The following is a 19,364-nucleotide window of genomic DNA, read 5'->3' on the forward strand; positions in this document are numbered from 1 at the left end:
GGTGCGCCACCGGGTGCGAGCGATCCAGCTCAAGCAGTGGAGGCGCGGCCCGACCATCTACCGGGCCTTGCTGGCGCTGGGCGCCAAACCCGAGGGCGCTCTGCCGGTGGCGGCCAACAGCCGCCGCTGGTGGCGCAACAGCGGGATGGCGCTCAACGGCGTGCTGACCCTGGCCTGGACGGACAAGCTCGGCCTGCCACGTCTCGCCTGACCTCAACTCCTCGAACCGCCCGGTGCGGACCCGCATGCCGGGTGGTGTGGGAGGGGAGCGATCCGTAAGGATCGCCCCCTATCCCGATTGGGCCCTCCACGCCGGATCGCAGGGAGGCGCCCTCGGCCGTGAAGGTCGCGAACGAGTGGCCGACCTCGCGAAGAGCGGCGCGCCTTCCTGTTCTGCGCGGCAGGGCTGTTCAGGGATAAGTCCCTTTGAGCTCGAGCGCATCTCCCCCTCTCCCGCGCGGGAGAGGGGGAGATGCGCCACGATGTGCCCCGGACGGCCTGCCGGTGCGGAGGAGGGGATCCCGCCCTCGGCCTTCGGACGATTTCACCGCGGGCCGCCTTTCCTCGCACGGCCGACGACATCTCGGCGTCCTGTCGCGACGGAATTTCGGTCCTGAGGCTGTAGGCGCAATATTAAATTTTCGTCAGGTTTCGCTGGATTGCCGAAGGGGAGAGCAGTCGCTCCCAATTTCCTCTTGACCATTCCTGGGGGGAGGAGCAGCATAGTCTTCGTCGAGTCGAACTCGAGGAGGTAGCCATGACTTTTCAAGGTTGCAGCCCTCACGCAACGCAGACCGATGCCGGTGACCAGGAAACTCCACCGGACACAGATCGACAGGGATAGTGGTTTCAGGGCGGGCTGAATACGATACGGGGCCGAGTCGGCCATCACAATCGTATCGTGCGACACCACCCGCACCCTGAAACGTGGACCCTGCCCCTCAAGGCTCGTCGGTGCTCTGGCGGGCCTTCGTCGTTTTCGGGTTCGCCTCCGCCATGGTAGGGCTGTCCGAGGAGGACTCTTGATGTCATTCGACCGTTCCCGCCGCGGCAGCGATCCCCGGCAAACCGCCGAGGCCGCGTTCCGCGCCGTGACCCGCAAGACCCCGGAGGGCCCGGCGCCCGAGGGCAAGACCGCCGACGGCAAGGTGGCCAGGCCCGCCGCGAAAGCCGCCGTTCCGGGCGTGCGCGAGACCGTGTCCCTGCGCCTCGACCGCGACGTGCTCGACCGCTTCCAGGAGGACGGGCCGGGCTGGCAAGACCGCATCAACGCCGCCCTGCGCAAGGCCGCAGGGCTCTGATGCGCCTGTCTCCGACGCGGCTGCGTTTCGCCGCGTTGCTGCCGGTGCCGGCCGCACCGGCGCAGGCCCGGGTGACCAACCCGTTCGCGTCGAACGACCCCTCGGTGCCGATTCGCGAACGGGTGGCCCCGCCGCGGCTCAGCGCAGGAACTGCCCGAAGGCCCGCGGTCCGTCCGCGGTCTTCACCGTCCCGGTCACCGTCAGGGACCCGGTATCGATCACCGTGAGGGTGTTCGATTCCCAGTTCGCCACGTAGACGTGGCGGCCGTCCGGGCTCGCCTGGATGCCCTCCGGGTACTCGCCGACGTCGAGCCGGGGCCCCGGCGCCAGGCTGGCGGTGTCGAAGGTGCTGACCGTGCCGCCATACTGGTCGGTGACGAAGGCGCGCCCACCCGCCAGCGCCACCGCGTAGGGCCGCTCGCCGACCTTGACCCGGCCGATCTCACGGCGCGCCGCGATGTCGATCACCGAGACGTCGTTCGAGCCGACATTGGCCGCGTAGGCGCGCGTGCCGTCGGCATCGATCGTGACCCCGAACGGCCGCGTGCCGACCGGGATCACCGCGACCCGCCGGCGGGTCGCGGCGTCGACGAGGGACAGGGCGTCGTCGTCCCGGTCCGCGGCGAGGAGAAGCTTTCCGTCCGGCGTCACCGCGATCCCGGAGGGCGAGGTGCCGACCGCGATCTCGGCGGTGACCGCGAGGGTCTTGGGATCGACCTCCCACAGCCGCTCGGCGTACCAGTCGGCGACGTAGACCGCGCCGCTCACCGGATTCACCCCGACCCCGAGGGGTCCGCCGCCGAGCGGCACCGTGCGGGCGATCCGCCGCGTTGCCGCGTCGATCACCACCAGCGCCTTGCCCTCCGGGGCGGTGACGTAGACCCGTGCCCGGTCCGGCGACAGGGCGATGCCGGCCGGCGCCCCCGGCACGGGGATCGTCGCCACCACCTTGCGGGCGTCGAGATCGATCACGTCGACCGTCTCGGCATTCTGCGCGGTGACGAAGGCCTCCGCCGCCCGCGAGGGGACCGGCGCGACGCCGATCCCGACCAGAAGGCAGAGCCCGGCGAGGCGCCGGGCGGGCGTCACGAGTTACCCTTCTCGATCTTGGCCTTCAGGTTGTCGAGGCCGCTGCGGTACAGCGCCTTGACCGCCTTGATCGCCGCCTCGTCGCTCAGCTCGGGCGGCGGGTCGTTGTTCATGTAGCCGCGGTAGAACGCGCCGTCCCACACCACTTCCGACGCCTTGCCGCCGTCGACCGGCTCGACCTTGATCGTCGAGGAGTAGTTGTTGACCGGCAGCACCTTCACGTCGACCTTGTCGATCCGGTACGACAGACTCTTCTGCTCGGCAGAGTACTTGTAGAGTTCTTCCTCGACGGTGGCGCCGCCCTTCAGGGTCAGGGTGCGGGTGGCCTTGATCTCGTTGCCGCCCTTGCCCTCGGTCTTCTCGACCGGCGGCAGCCAGCTCATGTCCTGGAAGTTGCCGACCACGGCCCAGACCTTGTCCGGGCTGGCGTTGATCGTGACCTTCTCCTCGACCTTCTTGCGGGTCGGGCCGTGGGCCTGGGCCGCGGGGGCTGCCGCGAAGGCGGCGACCAGGGCCGCCGCGATGATGCGCTTCATCGGTCTCTCCTTGTAACGCGAACGGTTCACGCGTCATCGACCGCGAGGGACGCGGCGGCCGCCTGCGGCAGGGCGGCCGCGACCTTCGCGGCGATCCAGTTCCAGGCCTCGCGCTCGGCGGGCCCGGCCGTCTTCTCGACGGCGATGCGGTGGTGGTGCAGCTCGGCCAGCACCGTCTCGGGGTTCAGCATGTGCAGGCGCGTGGACAGGATCGCCCCCTCCAGCACCGCGTTGACCGCCCGGTTGTGGCCGAGGAACGGCCGGTGCGAGTCCGCGTGCACCACCCGGCCGCGGAAGCGCGGCCGGACGGGATCGTCGCGCACCTCCACGACCTGCAATTCCATGTGGCCGTAGGCGTCGGCCAGCCGCGGCACCGGGATGGTGCGGCACGGCACGGTCGCCCAGTCGCGCCGGCCGGTGACGCAGCCGGCGATCACCCGGATGTCGGCGGGCGCCGCCGCGGCGAAGAACGGCTGCACCTCCAGGTTGGCGATGGTCGGCGAAGGCCGGAACGGCGCCACCCAAAAATCCTCGCCGTCCCGGATCAGCCCGAACGGCACCAGATGCACGGCCCCGTCGGAAGCGGCCGTGGTCACGACGGTCTCGAGGATCAGCGGCATGATTCTCGATGATTCCTTAGGGCTTCCCGCTGTGGCGCGTGTGGCCCGGGGCCTTGAAGCGGGTGGTGTCCTCGACCTCGTCGTCCATGGCGCAGCCCCAGTCCAGCGGCTCGTCCTGCACGTAGCGCTTGCCGAGCCGCCAGGCGAGTTCCGCCTTGGTCAGTTCACCGCCGAGATAGAAGGCGTGGGCGCCGTCGCCCTCGACGCCGAGGTCGGGGAAGAACGCCATCGCGTCGTGCCCGGTCTTGTGGATGTCCCGGTTGTAGATGTGCACCCCGTCCTCCGCCAAAGCCACGCGGTAATTGGGGTCGCGCACCTCGGCGGCGAGGGCCGCGATCTCGTCGGGCGTCTGGGTGTAGGGGCGCTTGTCGTGGAGCGAGAGCAGGGCGCGGCCGTAGCCCTTCGGCAGGGCGGCGTCGGCCTTCGCCGCGTACATCACCCGGCGGGCGGCGTCGTGCTCCTCGACCGTGCGGCGGGTGTGGTTCGAGACCTGCACGATCAGCACGTTGCCGATCGACAGTTCCGAGCACACGCCCATCAGCAGCGCCGTCACCCCGAGGCTGTCGGCCTCGGTGAGTTCGGTCAGGTTGCCGGTGCCCATCATCATGGCGATGTCGGGATGGCGGCGCCGGGTCTCGTGATAGCGCACCAGCGAGGCGGCGAAGCCGAAATGGATCGGTTCGAGGATCGGGTCGGCGATGAACGGCCGGCCGGCCCGCTGCATCCGGTCGATCGCCCGGTCGAGGGAGGCCAGGTCGTCGGGCCGCACCGGCACCAGCACCGGCACCGCGTCGGTCTCGAAGGCGAGGTCGAGCGTGTCCTCGTTGAGGCTGAGGAGGAAGTCGGCGCCCGCCGCCGCGCCCTGCCGCAACTCGTCGGCCGAGAACGAATCGACGCTGACCCGCAACCCCTCGGATTTCAGCAGCCGCACGGTGTCGCCGAGATGCGGGAAGGGCGTGTCCGGCAGGCCGCCGAGATCGATCACGTCGGCCCCGCGCCGGGCGAGGTCCTTCGCCCGGGCCAGGATCTCCTCCGGCGACAGCCGCGACGCGTCGACGATCTCGGAGAAGATCCGCACGTCGTGGCGCGACAGGTCGACCTTCCGCCCGGCGAGCCCGAGGAAGACCGGCAGGTCGACGATCTCGTCCGGGCCCCGCTCCACCGGCAGGCCGAAATGCGCCGCCAGCGCCGCCGGATCGGCCCGGCAGCGGCCGGGCAGGATGACCCGCGTCGCGCCCTCCGGGATCGTGACGCGGCGACGGATGATTTCTTCCGTCATCAGGGCCGCGACCTTCACGCCGGCATCCGCGATCGTCCAGGCGAAGCGCTCCGGCGGCAGCCCGGCCGCGATCTTCTCCAGCCGCGCCTTGGCGAGGCGCCCGGTGACGAAGACGAGATGCTCCTTCACGCGGCGCACTCCGCGATCCGCTCGCGGCACGGCCGGTCGCCGCCGGGCCCGCGCAGCACGATCCTCCCGGCGAAGCGGGACGCGAAGCCCGGGAAGGCGCCATCGACCAGCCCGGCCCGGGCGAGCTCGGCCGGTCCGGCTCCGGGGCGCGCATCGACGGATTTCACGACCAGGCACGCCCCCGCGCCGAGATGGGCCGCGAGCCAGAGCGCCAGGCTGTCCGAGGTGACGTCCCAGGTCTCGGGGATCTCCGGCCGTCCGGCCTTGAGCGCCGACGGGTCCCAGACCGGCACGGCCCCGGCGGCGAGGGCCGGCGCGGGGTCCTGCGTCACGCCGAGACGCGGCTCGAGGGCGGCGAAGATCCGCGCCATCGCCGCCATGGCGTCGAGGGCGAGGCGATGGGCGAGGGGATCGGGAAAGCCGAGCGCTCCTTGCGCCGCCCGCACCGCATCGGCCAGCCCGCCGCCGCCCGGCACGACCACCACCCGTCCGTCGGCGCCGTCGGCGAGCGCGCCGAGCACCCGGCACAGCCGGGCCCGATCGGCCACCAGGCTGCCGCCGACCTTCACGACGGTGAGAGCGTGGCTCATGCTGCACGTCCTGCGCGAGCAGGGCTTCCCCGGAAACGGCGCGGGATCCCGCGCCATATCTCGGCCCGGATGCGTCCGCGGCCAGCCCCCGCCTGCACGGTCACGATCACGCCGCCTCGACGCGGGGCACGATGGCCGCGAGCCGGCGCGCGCCTTCCGCGATCCGCTCCGGATCGAGACGCCCCGTCCGGTCCCCCTGCGCGCACAACCCGCCGCGGAAGCCGAGATAGCCGGGCCCCAGCGCCGCCAGGACCGGGATGTCGTCGAGGGCGAGCGAGCCGGCGAGGCCCGAGAGCAGCCCCTGCGACCGGCACGCGGCCGCGAATCCGGCGAGGCGGGGGAGGGGCAGGTGGTCGGTGAGCCGGCGCCCGTCCTTGGTCTTCGTGTCGATCATCGCGCCCGCGAAGCCGGCGGCGGCCAGCCCCGGCACGTCGGCCCCGTCCGGCCCGTCCTCGGCGAACAGGACCGCGATCACCGGCAGGCCGGCGGGCAGGCGCAACCCGGCCGGGTCGCGCCCCGGTGCCCAGGCGATCTTGAGGTAGCGCACGCCGGTGCCGGCGAGCGCCGCGAGGCAGGCCGAGGCCTCGCCGGCGTCGCGCGGCTCGCCCGCCACCGCGCTCGAGAGCCGGTCGCCGGCGGCCGCCGCGATCGCCCGCACCGTCTCGGCGGGCAGCGCCCCGAGGGCGCCGCGGTCGGGATCCTTGGCGTCGATCAGGTCTGCGCCGCGATCGCGGGCGAGCGTCGCCTCGGCGGCGTCGCGCACGCTGACGAGGAGGCGGACGCGGGAAGGGGAGGTGTGGGGCACGGGGATCAGGACCGGTTCGGCAGCGGCTCGGCGAAGAGGCGGTTCTTCACCAGCGAACGGACGCCGTGGAGCCAAGTGTCGTCGGTGTCGCCCTGGATCACCACCTGGCCGCCGCGCAGCACCTTGCCGCTCTCCGCCTCCGTGATGGTGACGTTCAGGTTGAGCACCTGGGGGGCGCTGCGCTGGACGTAGCCGTAGACGACGAGGACCGCCCCCGCCGCCTGGGCGATCTTTTCCGCGCAGCCCTCGCACTTGTAGAGCGGCGCGTCGCGCCGGATCGCCGCGGCCTGGCCGCCGAGATCCACGGGCTCGAGCCCGCGCTCCGTCACGGCCCGGCGCAGCGCCTCGCTGGCGAGGTTCAGGCGCCGCGCATCCTCCGGCCGCAAGGGGCGCGGCCCGATCGTGCCCGGCTCGGCGAGCTCGATCCCGAACACGGCCGCCTTCTCCGCCCCGGCCTTCTCCACCTGGGCCTGCTCCGGCGCGGCGGCGGCGGGCAGGCCGACGAGCAGGGCCGCGAGGGCGGGAAGGGTGCGGAGAACCAGCATCGCCCGACCCTCGCACGCCGATGCCCGGCGGCGCAACGCGCGCCCGCCTCCCCCGCCTTCGGACTTTCGGGGGAGGGCGCGGGTCCTTAAGGAATCCTCATCGATGAGGCGTTGAGGCCGCCCGAGAATCCCTGGTAGCGTGCCGCCCGCATGGCACAGTTCCGCACGGCCACCCTCGCCTTCCTCGCCGCCTTGGCCGGCATGCCGGCCGGTCTCGTGCCCTTTGCCGGCATGCCGGCCGCCCTCGCGCAGGCGCCGACCCCGCCCGCCGCGGCCGCCCCGCAGGCCAGCGAGATTCGCATCGGCCTGATCTACCGTCCGGTTCCCGCTCCCTCCTCCTACGACGCCCAGGCGGCGCCCGAGGACGAGGGGCTGGCCGGCGCGAAGCTGGCGATCCAGGACAACACCACGACCGGCCGCTTCGTGCGCCAGAGCTACGCCCTCGACGCGGTGGCCCTGGGCACCGCCGCCCCCGGCGAGCCGGCGCCGCAGAGCCCGGTCGACGCCGCCCGCGGCCTCGTCGCGAAGGGCCTGCGCTTCATCGTGCTGGCGCTTCCCGCCGACGAGGTGCTGGCGGTGGCCGACGCGCTGAAGGGCTCGGGCGTCGTCCTGTTCAACGCGGCCGCTCCCGACGACCGCCTGCGCGGCGCCGATTGCCGGGCCGAAATCTTCCACGTCGCCCCGAGCCGGGCGATGCAGACCGATGCGCTCGCGCAGTTCCTCGCCTTCATGCGCTGGCGCAAGCTCTTCCTGATCACCGGGCCGCAGGACGGCGACAAGTTGTGGGCCGAGGCGATGAAGCGCTCGGCGAAGAAGTTCGGGTTGCAGATCAGCGCCGAGCGTCCCTGGACCTTCGGGCCGCTGGCGCGGGCCCGCGGCGACACCCCGACCCGGGCCGAGGCCCTCGTCTTCACCCGCGGGCTCGATTACGACGTCGCCGTGGTGGCCGACGAGGCCGGGGATTTCGGCGATTACGTCCCGTTCCACACCGTCGATCCGCGGCCCGTGGTCGGCACGCAGGGGCTCGTCCCCACCACCTGGCACCCGACGCTCGAGGTCTGGGGCGCCGCCCAGGCCCAGAACCGCTTCCGCCGCCTCGCCGGCCGGCTGATGCGCCCCCTCGACTACCAGGTTTGGGCGGCGGTGCGCGCGGTCGGCGAGGCCGCCTTCCAGAAGAAGACCGCCGACCCGGCGGCCCTGTCCGCGGCCATCGCCGATCCCGCTTTCAGCCTGCCGGGCTACAAGGGCGTGGCCTTGAGCTTCCGCCCCTGGGACCACCAGCTGCGCCAGCCGCTGCTCCTGGTCCAGCCCCAGGCCCTGGTGGCGGTGGCGCCGGAGCAGGGCTACCTGCACCAGCGCACGCCGCTCGATACGCTCGGCATCGACCTGCCGGAGACGCAGTGCAAGCTGACGAAGTCGTGACCCGGCCATAAGTCGGTCTCGCCCGCCGCGCCGCGGCAGGCCAGGTAAGAGCATAAGCGGAACGCGCGTGCGGCGCGCGGCCGGAGGGAGGACGAATGAGCCGTCACCGGATCAGACCGGCGCAAGCCGCACTCGTCGCGGCCGCCCTCGCGGCGAGCGTTCCGGCCCACGCCACGACGGTCTATGTCAGCAACGAGAAGGGCAACTCGGTCAGCGTCATCGACGTCGACAGCTTGAAGGTCACGGCGACCTGGCCGGTCGGGCGCCGTCCCCGGGGGATCACGGTGGGGAAGGACGGGAGCCTGCTCTACGTCTGCGCCAGTGACGACGACCGCATCGACGTGCTCGACACCAGGACCGGCAAGATCGTGCGCTCGCTGCGCTCCGGGCCTGATCCGGAGCAGTTCATCGCCAGTCCCTCCGGCAACCCGCTCTACGTCGCCAACGAGGACGACAGCCAGGTCACGGTGCTCGATATCGAGAAGAACAAGGTGGTGGCCGAGGTGCCGGTCGGCGTCGAGCCGGAGGGGATGGGTCTGAGCCCGGACGGGTCGATCCTGGTCAACACCTCCGAGACCACCAACATGGCCCACTTCATCGACACCAAGACCTTCCAGGTGATCGACAACGTGCTGGTCGATGCGCGGCCCCGCTTCGCCGAGTTCAGCCAGGACGGCAAGTGGCTGTGGGTCTCGGCCGAGGTCGGCGGCACCGTCTCGGTGATCGACGTCGAGACCCGCAAGGTGGTGAAGAAGATCACCTTCAAGATCCCGGGCGTCACCGACGAGCAGATCCAGCCGGTCGGCATCCGCCTGACCCGGGACGGGACCAAGGGGTTCGTGGCGCTCGGCCCGGCCAACCGGGTCGCGGTGATCGATGCCAAGACCTACGAGGTGGAAAAGTATCTGCCGGTGGGCCAGCGGGTGTGGCAGCTCGCCTTCACGCCGGACCAGAAGCTGCTGTTCACCACAAACGGCACCTCCAACGACGTCTCGGTGATCGACGTCGCGGCGATGAAGGTGACGAAGAGCATCCCGGTCGGCCTGCTGCCCTGGGGCGTCGCGGTCTCGCCGCAGTAAATAGCGCCTTCCCCTCCCCCTTGCGGGGAGGGGAGGCGATTTACCTCCCATCCGGATCATCCATGCGCGCCCTCCTCACCGCCGCCGCCCTCGCGGCCAGCCTCCTCGCCACCTCCGCCTCCGCTCACGACCTCACCAAGGGTCGCACCGACCTGCCCGAACTGTTCCTCGGCGCCGAGGACAACGACTACGCGGTGCCGGTGAAGGACATCGAGATGGAGGCCGGCAAGTCCTATCGGCTGCGCATCACCGCCAAGGGGCAGAAAGAGTACAAGTTCTTCGCCAGCGAGTTCTTCCGCGGCGTGTGGATGAACCAGATCGTCATCAACCACCTCGAGGTGCATATGGCCGGCCCGCCGCATCACCTCGAATTCGACGACCAGGGCACGATCGCGGTGGAGTTCGTGACCGTGCGGGCCGGCGAGTTCCCGTGGTCGGTCCAGGGGCTCGAGAGCCGGGGCATGACCGGGCGCTTCATCGTGAAGTAACGGGGTTTGCGGACTTGGCTGCCCGGCCTACATCGCCCTCAACGAGACCGGAGGAACCCCAAGGATGCGCTTGCGCCTCGCCGCCCTGCTCCTGCTGACGGCGCTTCCCGCCCGCGCCGACGATGCGGCCTCGTGCCGGGACGGCATCGCGACGATCAAGGCGGAGCTGGCGAAGTCGCCCCCCGAGGCGGTCGCGCGCATCCTCAAGAAGGAGCTGCGCGTCGCCGAGCGGGAACTCGGCGAGAAGGAATACGACGAGTGCCTCGACGCGGTCCGGGACGCCCGCAAGGCGCTCGGCCGATGAGCGCGGCCCTCGCGGTCGAGGCGGTCAGCCATCGTTTCGGCACCCGCACGGCGCTCGACGACGTGTCGTTCGAGGTGCCCCGGAGCGCGTTCGTCGCCTTGCTCGGGCCGAACGGGGCCGGCAAGACCACCCTGTTCTCGGTGGTGACGCGGCTCTATGCCAGCCAGGCCGGCCGGGTCGCGCTGCTCGGGCACGACCTCGACCGCGAGCCGTCGCGGGCGCTCGCCCGCCTCGGCGTGGTGTTCCAGGCCCGGACCCTCGACACCGACCTGACGGTGAGCCAGAACCTGCTCTACCACGCGGCTTTGCACGGCATTCCCCGCAAGCCGGCGCTGGCGCGGATCGACTCGCTGCTTGCCCGCATCGGCCTTGCCGAGCGCCGCGACGACAAGATCCGCACCCTGTCGGGCGGCCAGTCGCGGCGGATCGAGATCGCCAGGGCGCTGATCCACGCCCCCGACCTGCTGCTCCTCGACGAGCCGACCGTCGGCCTCGACCTCGAATCCCGCGCCGACATCGTCGCCATCGTGCGGGCGCTGGTGCGGGAGGAGGGCCTGTCGGTGCTCTGGGCCACCCACATCTTCGACGAGATCGAGCCTGAGGACCGGGTCGTGGTGCTGCATCGCGGCCGCATCGCCGCCCGCGGCCTCGCCGGCGCCTTGAGCGAGCCCTCGGGCTCCCTCGAGACCGCGTTCCGCCAGATGACCGCCGAGCGTGGGCCCGACAATCCGAGGAGAGTCGCATGAGCGCGGGCGCGAGCCTCACCCCGGTCCGCGGACGGCTCGATGCCGGCGGTTACCTCATCGCCCTGTCGGGGATCGTTCGCCGGGAATTGCTGCGCTTCTTCAATCAGAAGGAGCGATTCTTCTCGGCCCTGGTGCGGCCGCTGGTCTGGTTGTTCATCTTCGCGGCGGGTTTTCGCAACACGCTCGGCCTGTCGATCACGCCGCCTTACGAAACGTATGTCCTCTACGAGGTCTACGTCGTGCCCGGCCTCGCGGTGATGATCCAGCTGTTCAACGGCATGCAATCCTCGCTGTCGATGGTCTACGACCGCGAGGTCGGCTCGATGCGGGTACTGCTCACCAGCCCCTATCCGCGCTGGAGCCTGCTGCTCGCCAAGCTCATCGCCGGCGTGATCGTGTCGCTGATCCAGGCCTACGTGTTCCTCGCGGTCGCGAGCTTCTTCGAGACCGACATCCCGTGGCTCGGCTATCTCTATGCCCTGCCGGCCTTCCTCGCCGCGGGGCTGATGCTCGGCGCGATCGGGCTGTTCCTGTCCTCGCTGGTGCGCCAGCTCGAGAACTTCGCCAGCGTGATGAACTTCGTGATCTTCCCGATGTTCTTCGCGTCCTCGGCACTCTACCCGCTGTGGCGGATCAACGAATCGAGCGCGACGCTCTACTGGATCTGCCAGATCAACCCGTTCACCCATGCCGTCGAGCTGGTGCGCTTCGCCCTCTACGGCGCCTTCAACCCAGTTTCCTGCGCCGTCGTGATCGGGACCGGGATCGCGTTCTTCGTCATGGCGGTGGCCGCCTACGATCCCGGCCGCGGGCTGCTCGCCCGGCGCGGCGGCCCGGCCGGGGAGGCGGGCTGACCGCCCTTCACTCAAGAGATGCTTAACGATGCTCCGTTCCGTTCTCGCCACCCTCCTGATCCTCGGCGCCGCCCCGGCTTTCGCCCAGCCGAAGCCCGATGCCGACTGGCCCTGCGCCCAACGCAAGGTCTCGACGCTCGGCCCCGGCGCGGTCTGGACCGGGCCCGACCCGACCCAGGCCCTGACCGAGTGGGGCAACGACACCGACGCCGCCCTGCTCGCCCAGAAGATCGCGTCGCGCCGGCTGCCGCTGGAGGAGGTTGACGGCCTCCTCGACGCCTTCGCAGCCAAGCTCGACAAGGCCGAGAAGGACGCTCGCCTGACCCGCGTCTTCGCCGGCGTGTTCGAGGTGCTGAACGGCGAGCGCGACAAGGTGGTGGCCGGCATCGGCCGCTATGCCCGCGGCCAGCGCGTCATGGCCGAGCGCATCCGCGACGAGGCCGGAAAAATCAGCGAGGTGAAGACCTCGCCGGACGTTCCCGAGACCAAGGAGCTGACCGAGCTCGAGACCCGCTTCGCCTGGGACAAGCGGATCTTCCAGGAGCGCAGCCAATCGCTGACCTATGTCTGCGAGGTGCCGACCCTGCTGGAGCAGCGGCTGGGCGCGATCGCGAAGAAGATCCAGGCGCGGTTGTAAGAATCCGGACGGACGCTCGAGCATCTGTCTCGGGCGGTTCCGGAATCCTCGTTGTCATCCCGGAGCTCGCCGAAGGCGAGAGCCCGGGATGCATGACCCCTGAGGTCAGAGAATAGAGTGGAGCGCGCTCCGCTTCATTCCGAAGCGTCAGCGATTATGGATCCCGGGTTCCGCTGCGCGGCCCCGGAATGACGATGGAGGGGGGGAGAACCGTCGGAGAGACAGGCTCGCCGGCTCGTGCCCCCCGCTCACCCCGCCGGCGTGAACAGCTCTCCCTTGCCCAGGGTCGCGAGGTCGCCGCCGTAGCGGCGCATCGGCGCCCGCAGGAGGGACGCCGCCTCCGGTGCCAGGGCCTGGAGCGATGTCGCCAGCAGCTTCAGGACCACCAGATCCTGCCGCCCGGTCTCGACGAAGGTCGGCAGCAGGGCGCCGTGGCGGGCCGCGACCAGGGTGCCGCGGCGCATCCCGTAGCCCGGGTGGTCGCCGAACTCGCCAGCCACGATCGTGCCGGCGATCATCCGGGATCCCGCATGGGCCCCAGCCCCCTTCGCCAGGATCAGCCCGGCGCGCATCCGGTCGCCGAGGCGCTCGCCGGCCATGCCGCCGATGATCAGCGTTGCGCCGTCGAGCCCGGCTTCCGCGCCGTGGAGGGCGCCGCCGGCGCTCTCGCCGGCATCGCCGGCGATGCGGATCGTCCCGCCCTTGGCGGCGGTACCGGCGAAGGGACCGGCCGAGCCGCTGACCGTTAGGGTGCCGCCCGTCATGCCGGCACCGAGGCGCTGGCCGACATCGCCCTCGACGACGATCCGCCCGGCGGCGAGACCCGCGCCGATCCGGTCGAGCCGGTCGGTGGCGCCCACGATCCGCAGTTCCTCCGACCCGTCGAGGCTGATCGTGAAGCAATCGCCGAGGGTCAGGCCGCGGCGGCTGGTGCCGATGGCCACGCGGGCGGCGTCCGCTTCCGACAGGCCGGCGAAGCGCGCGGGGTCGAGGCCGGCGAGGTCCAGGCGCTCGGGCGCCTCGCGGAGGGTCAGGGTGCTCATGCGGCCTCTCCGAGCAGGTCCCGGAGGTGGAAGTGGTGGCGGCCGAGATTGCCGCCGTAATTGCCCGCCGTGACGGCGACGAGGCCGAGATCGGCCCCGGCCTTGGTCGAGGCATGGAGCGCCGCCCGCATCGCGGCCGAGACGCTGGCCGAGGAGAGCCCGTCGATGACGATCTCCAGCACCACGTCGACCTCCGGCGGCAGGGCCGAGCCGGCCCGCCCTTTGAGGGTCGGGCAATAGGCGTCGTTGGTCGAGGCCATCATGCCCTTGGTGCGGGCGCCGACCTTGGAGCCGGAGCGCACCACGCCGCCCGGGAAGGGCAGGATCACGTCGGGGACTTTGCGCGCCGCCGCCACCGCGATCTCGGCCACCCGCAGGGTGTCGGAAAAGCGCCGGCCGAGGAACAGCAGGTTGCCGCCGCCGACCGCACCGTTGATCGTCGGTACGGAATGCTCGCACAGGAACTCGCCGTCCATCACCGGCGTGCGCCAGTAGCGCCTCCCTGCGACGCGCTTGGCGGTCGCGAAGCCGTCGCCGAAATAGCGGATCGCGCCGCCGAGCTTGAGCGCCTTGCCCACATCCGGGTCGTCCCAGGCGATGCCGGCGAAGACCGCGCTGCCCGGCGAGGTCAGGACGCATTGCCCGACCCGGCGCAGGAGCTGGTCCTTGAGGCCGCCGGCGTCGAAGCCGAGCAGCAGCACGCGCACGCCGGGGCGTCCGTCCGGCGTCTCGTCGGGCGAGAGCACGGCGTCGATCCCGGCCTCGGCGCCGCAGCCGATCACCGAGGTGGCGAAGCCCGTCATGGTGGTGGCGGCGATCATCGCCCATTCGGGCGTCTCGGCGGTCAGCACCAGGGCGGTGGCCGCCATGTCGAAGGCCTCCGCGAAGGTGTCCTCGACCCGGATGCCGTGGAGAATCAGGTCCGGCATGCCACTGCCTCGAACACCTCACGATCGGGGAAAGCCGCGTCCGGCACGGTGAAGGTCGACAGCCCGGCGCCGAACCGGCTCTGGAGATAGGTATCGGTCCGCCGCGCCATGCCGGCATCGGCCTCGACGGTGAGGCTCAGCGTGTGGCCGCGGGTCCAGGACACGACCTCGCCGTCCTCGACGATCACCGCGCCGTCCTTCAGCACCCGGTGGGCGCGGGCGAACATCGCGGTCCGGTCCGGCTGGTCGCGATAGACCGCGATGTCGGCCCGCGCACCCGGGCGCAGGTGGCCGCGATCGGTCAGGCCGAGCAGCTTGGCAGGGCCTGAGCGGGTGAGCTGCGCCACCTCCGAGAGGGTGTATTCGCGCTCGATCGCCGCGAGGCCGGAGCGTTCGGCCGCCACCTTGGGATGGGCGGCGACCTCGCGGTCGCGCGCCTCCTTGTCCATCAGCAGGTGGAGGATGCGCGGATAGGCCGTGAAGGGCCCGCCATTCGGGTGGTCGGTGGTCAGGATGGTGCGCTCCGGGTCGGGCGAGAGCAGCATCAGCTCGAGCCCGATGGCGAATTGCAGCGACGAGGTCGGGCCGCGGTCGCGGTAGCGGAACGGCACGATGCCGCCGCCCTCGGCGTCGCCCGCATTGACGATCCACTTCTTCGGGCTCGCCGCCTTGCGGCCGGAGAACTGGCGCAGGATGTCGAGCGAGATGGTCGCGGTCTGGCCGAACACCACCTGGCCGATATCCAGGGTGGCGTTGGGGTGGCGGGCCAGCGCCTCGGCGATCCGCGGCGCGGCGGAGGCGAAGCCGCCGGTCAGCGGGTTGTCCTTGTCGACGGCGGCGTAGGCGTAGAACTGGGCGTGGGCGAAGTGGATGCGCCGGCCTTCCGCCGCCTCCAGGGTCTCGATCAGGCTGTCGTCGGCCCCCGGCAGGCCGAGATTGCTGCAATGGACGTGCAGCGGGTGGGGCACGTTGAGCGCTTCGACGGCGTCGAGGAGCCCGTTGAGAATGGCGCGGGAGGTGAGCCCGTAGGCCGGCACCTCGTCGTCGAGGGAGAAGCGGATCGCTCCATCCTTGAAGGCGTCGGCGCCGCCGGCATTGATGACCTTGACGCCGAGTGCCCGCGAGGTCGCGACGTTGAGTGCCACGAGGTCGCGCACGGCATCAGCGCTCTCGCGGTCGCGCAAGAGCTGGAGCAGCTGGTCGTCGTTGCCCATCACGCAGAGGCCGCCCCGGTCGAGGAGCGGGATCTCGGCGAGCTCGAGCTGGGTCGCCAGCGCGTTGACCGGCGGCATCGCCGGCTCGACCGCGGTGGTGTAGCCCATCCGGGCGTAGAGCAGGCCGACATCGTGGCCCGATCCGTGAGGGTTCGGGGCACCGGGCTCGGAGACGCCCAGTTCCGGCAGCAGCAGGCGTGCCAGCACCACGTTGCCGCCGGCGATGTGCGAATGGACCTCGACGCCGCCCGCCATGACGATGCAGCCGGTGGCGTCGATGGTGCGGTCGGGGGCGCGGTCCGCGATGGCTGGATCGGATTGGGCGACGATGCGGCCGTCCTCGATCCAGACGTCACCGATGGCGTCGCGCGAGGCGGTCGGATCGACCACCCGGCCGCCGGCGATGCGGGTCAGCATGAGGCGGAGGACTCCGGTTGCGAGACAGCTGAAGCGGCGGGAATGCGGGTCTGGATGTCGGCGAGGATCACGGCGGCGGCTGGCGCACCCGATCGTATGGGATCGGCCTCTTGCGAACCGGCCTCTTGCGAACCGGCCTCCTGCCACGCGATGGCGGCGCGGCGCGGGTGCCAGAGGGCGGCGCCGAAGGCTTCGCCCGGTACGCCGACGCCGATCACCACCCGGGCCTCGTCGCCCTTCGGCGCGCCGAGGAGCGCCACCGTCGGCACGGTGCGGATCCAGGCGGGGAGGGGGGCGGGGAGTGAGGCGAGCCAGAGCGCGGCGTCGATCTCGCCGGATTCGGCCTGGCGGGCGGCGTCGAAGCGCCAGGGATCGTGCTCGGGGTATCCGCGGCCGAAGCCGACCCGCGGGCCCTGGCCCGTGCTCCAGGCCGCGACCTGCGTCACCGCCCGGCCCTGATGGGGATCGCCGAGGGGCAGCGCGAAGCAGCGCGTGACCTCGTTGAGATCCTTGACGAGGCCGTTCAGCATCTCGGTCCCGAGGGCGCCGATCTCGGCCGGGTCGTAGACGACGACGGCATAGAGCGCCGCCCGCAGGCGCGCGGCGAGATCGGCGAGGGGATGCGGGTCGGCGATCCGGCCGGCCACGAGGCCGCGCACGAGCCCGATCTCGGCCGCGAGCCCGGCCTCGCCCGCCGGATAGGCGACGTGCTGGATGCCGCCGTCGCCGGGTCCGCCGAGGGCGAGGAGCGTGCGGGGCTGCCCTGCCGCCCGGCCGCGCGCGGGCGCCTCCGCCGCCAGATCGGCGAGGAGCCCGGAGGCCCAGGGCGCAGGCCCGAGGGCCAGGACCAGGTCGGCCCGGCCCCGCGCCTCGGCCGCGGTGGTGGTCATGGCGCCGCCCGAGGCCAGCGCCCCGAGATCGGCGTAGAGGCCCGGGCCGGCGGCGGGGTCGAGGGATGCGCCGACCGCGCGGGCGAGATCGAACGCCGCCTGCACGGCCGCCGTCTCGGCGCAGAGTCCGGCGATGACCGGGCCGCGCGCGCCCGCGAGCAGGGCGGCGGCCGCCGCGACCGCCTCGTCCCGCTCCACCGCCTGCCCGTCGATCCAGGCCGTCATCCGCCCTCGCTGGTTGCCCGGCGCGATTCTCGCGCCCTCGCTGATTGAACGGCGCGATTCCCGGCCGCGCCGCTTTCCGTGAGGGACGGTCGCATCCGGGCACCCAGGCAGGCAAGTCCCCCGAAAGTCCGGCTTCTGGCGCCCGGCCCCCGGGTCGATATCCGGCGCTCGCGAGTTGCCCAGCCGGCCTGCGGTGTGGGACAGTCGGGGGATCACGACGGTTCCCGGGGCAGCGGGGCAGGAAGCGAGGCCGGTTTGGCGCACGAGATGGGGACGGCGCGGGCGGAGGTGCGGGTGCGCGCCGCGGCCCGGCTGCATTTCGGCTTCCTCGACCTGCATGGCGGGCTCGGCCGGCGCTTCGGCAGCATCGGGCTCGGCCTCGACGCGCCGGGCATCGACCTGACCGCGACCCGCGCCGAGACTCTGACGGTCACCGGGGCCGATCGTCCGGGTATCTCCGGCGAATGCGAGCGGGTGCGCGGCTACGCGGCCCTCGCCGCCCGCCATCTCGGCGTGCCGGAGGCCGGCGCCTTCCACCTCGCGGAGGTCATCCCGGCCCATGCGGGCTTCGGCTCGGGGACGCAGCTCGCCCTCTCGGTCGCCGCGGCCCTCGCCGCGCTCCACGGCGCGCCCTTCTCCCCCGCGGCCTTCGCCGACGTGCTCGACCGCGGCAACCGCTCCGGCGTGGGCCTCGCCGCCTTCGTCACCGGCGGCCTGATCGTCGACGGCGGCCGCGACGACGGCGACGCGCCGCCGCCGGTGATCGCGCGGTTGCCCTTCCCCGAGGCGTGGCGGGTGGTGCTGATCCTCGATGCCGGCCGCACCGGCGTGCACGGCGCCGAGGAGCGCCGCGCCTTCCGCCAGCTACCGCGCTTCCCCGCCCCCGAGGCCGCCGAAATCTGCCGCACGGTGCTGATGCAGGTGCTGCCGGCCGCCGTGACGGAGGACCTGCCGCGTTTCGGCGCCGGCATCACCGACATCCAGCGTCGGATCGGCGACTACTTCGCCCCCCACCAGGGCGGGCGCTACGCCAGCGCGGCGGTGGCGGCGGCGCTCGCCGACGTCGAGGCCGCGGGCATCGCCGGCTTCGGCCAGAGCTCCTGGGGGCCGACCGGCTTCGCGCTGACCCGCGATCAGGACGAGGCCGAGGCCCTGGTCGCGTCCTTGCGCGCCCGCCACCCGGACCTCGCCTGCCGCATTGCCCGCGGGCGCAACCGGGGGGCGGAGATCGCGGCGCCGTAGCGCCCCGGGCTCGCCGCTCCCCGGGACCGTCCCGCAAGCGCGCGGGACGGTCGATCGTCAGGGCAGGCGGTCGGGCAGTCCCGCGAATCGCTGCCCGGTGCCGCCGATCTCGTCCCAATCCGCCTTCGACGCGACGAACAGATGCTTCGTGACGGCCGCGCCGACCGGCTCGTCGAGAAGCCCCGCCGGAATCCACATCGTCTCGCCCGATCGCATCAGGTTCGGGACCGTGCTGCCGCAACAGGCGCAGAAATCGTTGCGGTAACCGGTGTCGCGCACGAAGGAGCGGATCGACTCCTCGCCCCGCGTCCAGCGGAAGCGCGACGTCGCCACGAGGGTGGCGGTGTTGTTCGCCGACCCGGTCACCTTGCGGCACAGCGAGCAATGGCACTGGTAGAGATCGGGCAGCGGCCCCTCGACGGTGAACGCGACCTTGCCGCAGAGGCAGGAGCCGGTGAGCATGGTCGAGCAGTCCTTCCAGCCATGAAACGGGGAGCGCGCCCGCACGATTGCCGGAAACGTCGGTCCCGTCCAGCGCGATTCGTCATCCGTCGATCCTGGGTCGTCGGGCCGACCTTCATGCAGGATGATGCGCGACTGATCAGGTCCCGAGCCGAGATCCGTCCTGCTTATGATACCATCGCCGGACGATACCTTCCGGAAACGGTATCACCGACCCGCGCGGCGTCTGAGCGGAGCCGACATCCGCATTGCGACGCAATCAGGCGGATTTCATATGAGCCAGTTTCTATTCAGCGATGAATTGTTCGGTCGGATCCCGCAGGGTCGACCCCCTCCGGGTCGTTCCGGGCTCCGCTGCGCGGCCCCGGAACGACCCGGAGGCGTCAAGACTGTCGAGACCGTCGGATCGGACGCCCGCGCGCGGCGGCGCCCGATCGCGGCGCTCCCCGCCCGGCGGGCTGCACTAATGGACAGGCCACAGCCGGAGCCGCAAGGCTTACAAGCGGCGCGGCCGTCCT

The 19,364-nt window shown here is 71.8% G+C and carries 21 protein-coding genes and 1 pseudogene; 10 read left to right on the top strand and 12 right to left on the bottom strand.

Annotated elements, in window-relative coordinates; genetic code table 11:
* Window positions 1–211, top strand: a pseudogene (locus tag G4G93_RS05645) (group II intron reverse transcriptase/maturase); the annotation flags it as partial.
* Window positions 212–1,025: 814 nt separating this feature from the next.
* On the top strand, window positions 1,026–1,301 hold the full coding sequence (locus tag G4G93_RS05650) for a BrnA antitoxin family protein (protein ID WP_165082101.1): 276 nt from the start codon (window positions 1,026–1,028) through the stop codon (window positions 1,299–1,301).
* 138 nt (window positions 1,302–1,439) lie between these two features.
* On the opposite strand, the gene G4G93_RS05655 is transcribed toward G4G93_RS05650, so the two are convergent.
* From G4G93_RS05655 to G4G93_RS05685, 7 genes are all read right to left on the bottom strand, one after another.
* Window positions 1,440–2,390 carry a beta-propeller fold lactonase family protein gene (locus tag G4G93_RS05655; RefSeq protein ID WP_165082103.1) on the bottom strand — a complete coding sequence of 317 codons (951 nt, stop codon included), beginning with the start codon at window positions 2,388–2,390 and terminating at the stop codon, window positions 1,440–1,442.
* A complete protein-coding gene (locus G4G93_RS05660) occupies window positions 2,387–2,926 on the bottom strand; it encodes an SRPBCC family protein (RefSeq protein WP_165082105.1) in 540 nt (179 codons plus the stop codon). Before G4G93_RS05660 ends, G4G93_RS05655 begins: the two co-directional genes overlap by 4 nt.
* Before the next feature lie 26 nt (window positions 2,927–2,952).
* On the bottom strand, window positions 2,953–3,546 hold the full coding sequence (locus tag G4G93_RS05665) for a DUF447 domain-containing protein (protein WP_165082107.1): 594 nt from the start codon (window positions 3,544–3,546) through the stop codon (window positions 2,953–2,955).
* Window positions 3,547–3,562: 16 nt separating this feature from the next.
* The gene (locus G4G93_RS05670; RefSeq protein WP_165082109.1) at window positions 3,563–4,954 is read right to left on the bottom strand and encodes a DUF6513 domain-containing protein; all 1,392 of its coding nucleotides are present in this window, start codon (window positions 4,952–4,954) and stop codon (window positions 3,563–3,565) included.
* The gene (locus G4G93_RS05675; RefSeq protein ID WP_165082111.1) at window positions 4,951–5,544 is read right to left on the bottom strand and encodes a uridylate kinase; all 594 of its coding nucleotides are present in this window, start codon (window positions 5,542–5,544) and stop codon (window positions 4,951–4,953) included. Before G4G93_RS05675 ends, G4G93_RS05670 begins: the two co-directional genes overlap by 4 nt.
* A 106-nt stretch (window positions 5,545–5,650) precedes the next feature.
* The gene (locus G4G93_RS05680; RefSeq protein ID WP_206289586.1) at window positions 5,651–6,358 is read right to left on the bottom strand and encodes a (5-formylfuran-3-yl)methyl phosphate synthase; all 708 of its coding nucleotides are present in this window, start codon (window positions 6,356–6,358) and stop codon (window positions 5,651–5,653) included.
* On the bottom strand, window positions 6,355–6,894 hold the full coding sequence (locus G4G93_RS05685; RefSeq protein ID WP_165082113.1) for a DUF3280 domain-containing protein: 540 nt from the start codon (window positions 6,892–6,894) through the stop codon (window positions 6,355–6,357). The genes G4G93_RS05680 and G4G93_RS05685 overlap by 4 nt, the downstream gene beginning before the upstream one ends.
* A gap of 150 nt (window positions 6,895–7,044) precedes the next feature.
* Here G4G93_RS05685 and G4G93_RS05690 point away from each other — a divergent pair, with 150 nt between their 5' ends.
* From G4G93_RS05690 to G4G93_RS05720, 7 genes are all read left to right on the top strand, one after another.
* The gene (locus tag G4G93_RS05690) at window positions 7,045–8,316 is read left to right on the top strand and encodes an ABC transporter substrate-binding protein (protein WP_206289560.1); all 1,272 of its coding nucleotides are present in this window, start codon (window positions 7,045–7,047) and stop codon (window positions 8,314–8,316) included.
* A 95-nt stretch (window positions 8,317–8,411) separates the two neighbouring features.
* Window positions 8,412–9,395 (top strand): YVTN family beta-propeller repeat protein, encoded by a 984-nt coding sequence (locus G4G93_RS05695; protein WP_165082115.1) that lies wholly within the window; start codon window positions 8,412–8,414, stop codon window positions 9,393–9,395.
* Window positions 9,396–9,457: 62 nt separating this feature from the next.
* The gene (locus G4G93_RS05700) at window positions 9,458–9,883 is read left to right on the top strand and encodes a hypothetical protein (protein WP_165082117.1); all 426 of its coding nucleotides are present in this window, start codon (window positions 9,458–9,460) and stop codon (window positions 9,881–9,883) included.
* A 64-nt stretch (window positions 9,884–9,947) separates the two neighbouring features.
* A complete protein-coding gene (locus G4G93_RS05705) occupies window positions 9,948–10,187 on the top strand; it encodes a hypothetical protein (RefSeq protein ID WP_165082119.1) in 240 nt (79 codons plus the stop codon).
* The gene (locus tag G4G93_RS05710; protein WP_165082121.1) at window positions 10,184–10,933 is read left to right on the top strand and encodes an ABC transporter ATP-binding protein; all 750 of its coding nucleotides are present in this window, start codon (window positions 10,184–10,186) and stop codon (window positions 10,931–10,933) included. The genes G4G93_RS05705 and G4G93_RS05710 overlap by 4 nt, the downstream gene beginning before the upstream one ends.
* Window positions 10,930–11,787 carry an ABC transporter permease gene (locus tag G4G93_RS05715; RefSeq protein ID WP_165082123.1) on the top strand — a complete coding sequence of 286 codons (858 nt, stop codon included), beginning with the start codon at window positions 10,930–10,932 and terminating at the stop codon, window positions 11,785–11,787. Before G4G93_RS05710 ends, G4G93_RS05715 begins: the two co-directional genes overlap by 4 nt.
* A 28-nt stretch (window positions 11,788–11,815) precedes the next feature.
* A complete protein-coding gene (locus tag G4G93_RS05720) occupies window positions 11,816–12,424 on the top strand; it encodes a hypothetical protein (protein WP_165082125.1) in 609 nt (202 codons plus the stop codon).
* 248 nt (window positions 12,425–12,672) lie between these two features.
* Here G4G93_RS05720 and G4G93_RS05725 read toward each other — a convergent pair whose 3' ends face one another.
* Genes G4G93_RS05725 through G4G93_RS05740 form a run of 4 tightly spaced genes read right to left on the bottom strand, consistent with a single transcriptional unit; the run spans window position 12,673 to window position 17,142 of the window.
* Window positions 12,673–13,467 carry a formylmethanofuran dehydrogenase subunit C gene (locus G4G93_RS05725; RefSeq protein ID WP_165082127.1) on the bottom strand — a complete coding sequence of 265 codons (795 nt, stop codon included), beginning with the start codon at window positions 13,465–13,467 and terminating at the stop codon, window positions 12,673–12,675.
* On the bottom strand, window positions 13,464–14,396 hold the full coding sequence (gene fhcD, locus G4G93_RS05730; RefSeq protein ID WP_165082129.1) for a formylmethanofuran--tetrahydromethanopterin N-formyltransferase: 933 nt from the start codon (window positions 14,394–14,396) through the stop codon (window positions 13,464–13,466). Before fhcD ends, G4G93_RS05725 begins: the two co-directional genes overlap by 4 nt.
* Window positions 14,384–16,027 (bottom strand): formylmethanofuran dehydrogenase subunit A, encoded by a 1,644-nt coding sequence (locus tag G4G93_RS05735; RefSeq protein ID WP_165082131.1) that lies wholly within the window; start codon window positions 16,025–16,027, stop codon window positions 14,384–14,386. Before G4G93_RS05735 ends, fhcD begins: the two co-directional genes overlap by 13 nt.
* Window positions 16,021–17,142, bottom strand: coding sequence for a formyltransferase (locus G4G93_RS05740; RefSeq protein ID WP_165082133.1), 1,122 nt, complete (start codon window positions 17,140–17,142; stop codon window positions 16,021–16,023). Before G4G93_RS05740 ends, G4G93_RS05735 begins: the two co-directional genes overlap by 7 nt.
* 267 nt (window positions 17,143–17,409) lie before the next feature.
* Here G4G93_RS05740 and G4G93_RS05745 point away from each other — a divergent pair, with 267 nt between their 5' ends.
* The gene (locus tag G4G93_RS05745; protein WP_165082647.1) at window positions 17,410–18,384 is read left to right on the top strand and encodes a beta-ribofuranosylaminobenzene 5'-phosphate synthase family protein; all 975 of its coding nucleotides are present in this window, start codon (window positions 17,410–17,412) and stop codon (window positions 18,382–18,384) included.
* A gap of 57 nt (window positions 18,385–18,441) precedes the next feature.
* Here the strand turns inward: G4G93_RS05745 and G4G93_RS05750 are convergent, their stop codons facing one another.
* The gene (locus G4G93_RS05750) at window positions 18,442–18,846 is read right to left on the bottom strand and encodes a GFA family protein (RefSeq protein WP_165082135.1); all 405 of its coding nucleotides are present in this window, start codon (window positions 18,844–18,846) and stop codon (window positions 18,442–18,444) included.
* Between the last annotated feature and the right edge of the window lie 518 nt (window positions 18,847–19,364).

The organism is Methylobacterium sp. DB0501 (genome assembly GCF_011043735.1).
Taxonomy (GTDB): domain Bacteria; phylum Pseudomonadota; class Alphaproteobacteria; order Rhizobiales; family Beijerinckiaceae; genus Methylobacterium; species Methylobacterium alsaeris.

Coding starts and splice junctions, on each gene's coding strand:
- G4G93_RS05650 (WP_165082101.1), top strand. CDS start 1,026: ATGTCATTCGACCGTTCCCGCCGCGGCAGCGATCCCCGGCAAACCGCC.
- G4G93_RS05660 (WP_165082105.1), bottom strand. CDS start 2,926: ATGAAGCGCATCATCGCGGCGGCCCTGGTCGCCGCCTTCGCGGCAGCC.
- G4G93_RS05665 (WP_165082107.1), bottom strand. CDS start 3,546: ATGCCGCTGATCCTCGAGACCGTCGTGACCACGGCCGCTTCCGACGGG.
- G4G93_RS05675 (WP_165082111.1), bottom strand. CDS start 5,544: ATGAGCCACGCTCTCACCGTCGTGAAGGTCGGCGGCAGCCTGGTGGCC.
- G4G93_RS05685 (WP_165082113.1), bottom strand. CDS start 6,894: ATGCTGGTTCTCCGCACCCTTCCCGCCCTCGCGGCCCTGCTCGTCGGC.
- G4G93_RS05690 (WP_206289560.1), top strand. CDS start 7,045: ATGGCACAGTTCCGCACGGCCACCCTCGCCTTCCTCGCCGCCTTGGCC.
- G4G93_RS05695 (WP_165082115.1), top strand. CDS start 8,412: ATGAGCCGTCACCGGATCAGACCGGCGCAAGCCGCACTCGTCGCGGCC.
- G4G93_RS05700 (WP_165082117.1), top strand. CDS start 9,458: ATGCGCGCCCTCCTCACCGCCGCCGCCCTCGCGGCCAGCCTCCTCGCC.
- G4G93_RS05705 (WP_165082119.1), top strand. CDS start 9,948: ATGCGCTTGCGCCTCGCCGCCCTGCTCCTGCTGACGGCGCTTCCCGCC.
- G4G93_RS05710 (WP_165082121.1), top strand. CDS start 10,184: ATGAGCGCGGCCCTCGCGGTCGAGGCGGTCAGCCATCGTTTCGGCACC.
- G4G93_RS05715 (WP_165082123.1), top strand. CDS start 10,930: ATGAGCGCGGGCGCGAGCCTCACCCCGGTCCGCGGACGGCTCGATGCC.
- G4G93_RS05720 (WP_165082125.1), top strand. CDS start 11,816: ATGCTCCGTTCCGTTCTCGCCACCCTCCTGATCCTCGGCGCCGCCCCG.
- G4G93_RS05725 (WP_165082127.1), bottom strand. CDS start 13,467: ATGAGCACCCTGACCCTCCGCGAGGCGCCCGAGCGCCTGGACCTCGCC.
- fhcD (WP_165082129.1), bottom strand. CDS start 14,396: ATGCCGGACCTGATTCTCCACGGCATCCGGGTCGAGGACACCTTCGCG.
- G4G93_RS05735 (WP_165082131.1), bottom strand. CDS start 16,027: ATGCTGACCCGCATCGCCGGCGGCCGGGTGGTCGATCCGACCGCCTCG.
- G4G93_RS05740 (WP_165082133.1), bottom strand. CDS start 17,142: ATGACGGCCTGGATCGACGGGCAGGCGGTGGAGCGGGACGAGGCGGTC.
- G4G93_RS05745 (WP_165082647.1), top strand. CDS start 17,410: ATGGGGACGGCGCGGGCGGAGGTGCGGGTGCGCGCCGCGGCCCGGCTG.
- G4G93_RS05750 (WP_165082135.1), bottom strand. CDS start 18,846: ATGCTCACCGGCTCCTGCCTCTGCGGCAAGGTCGCGTTCACCGTCGAG.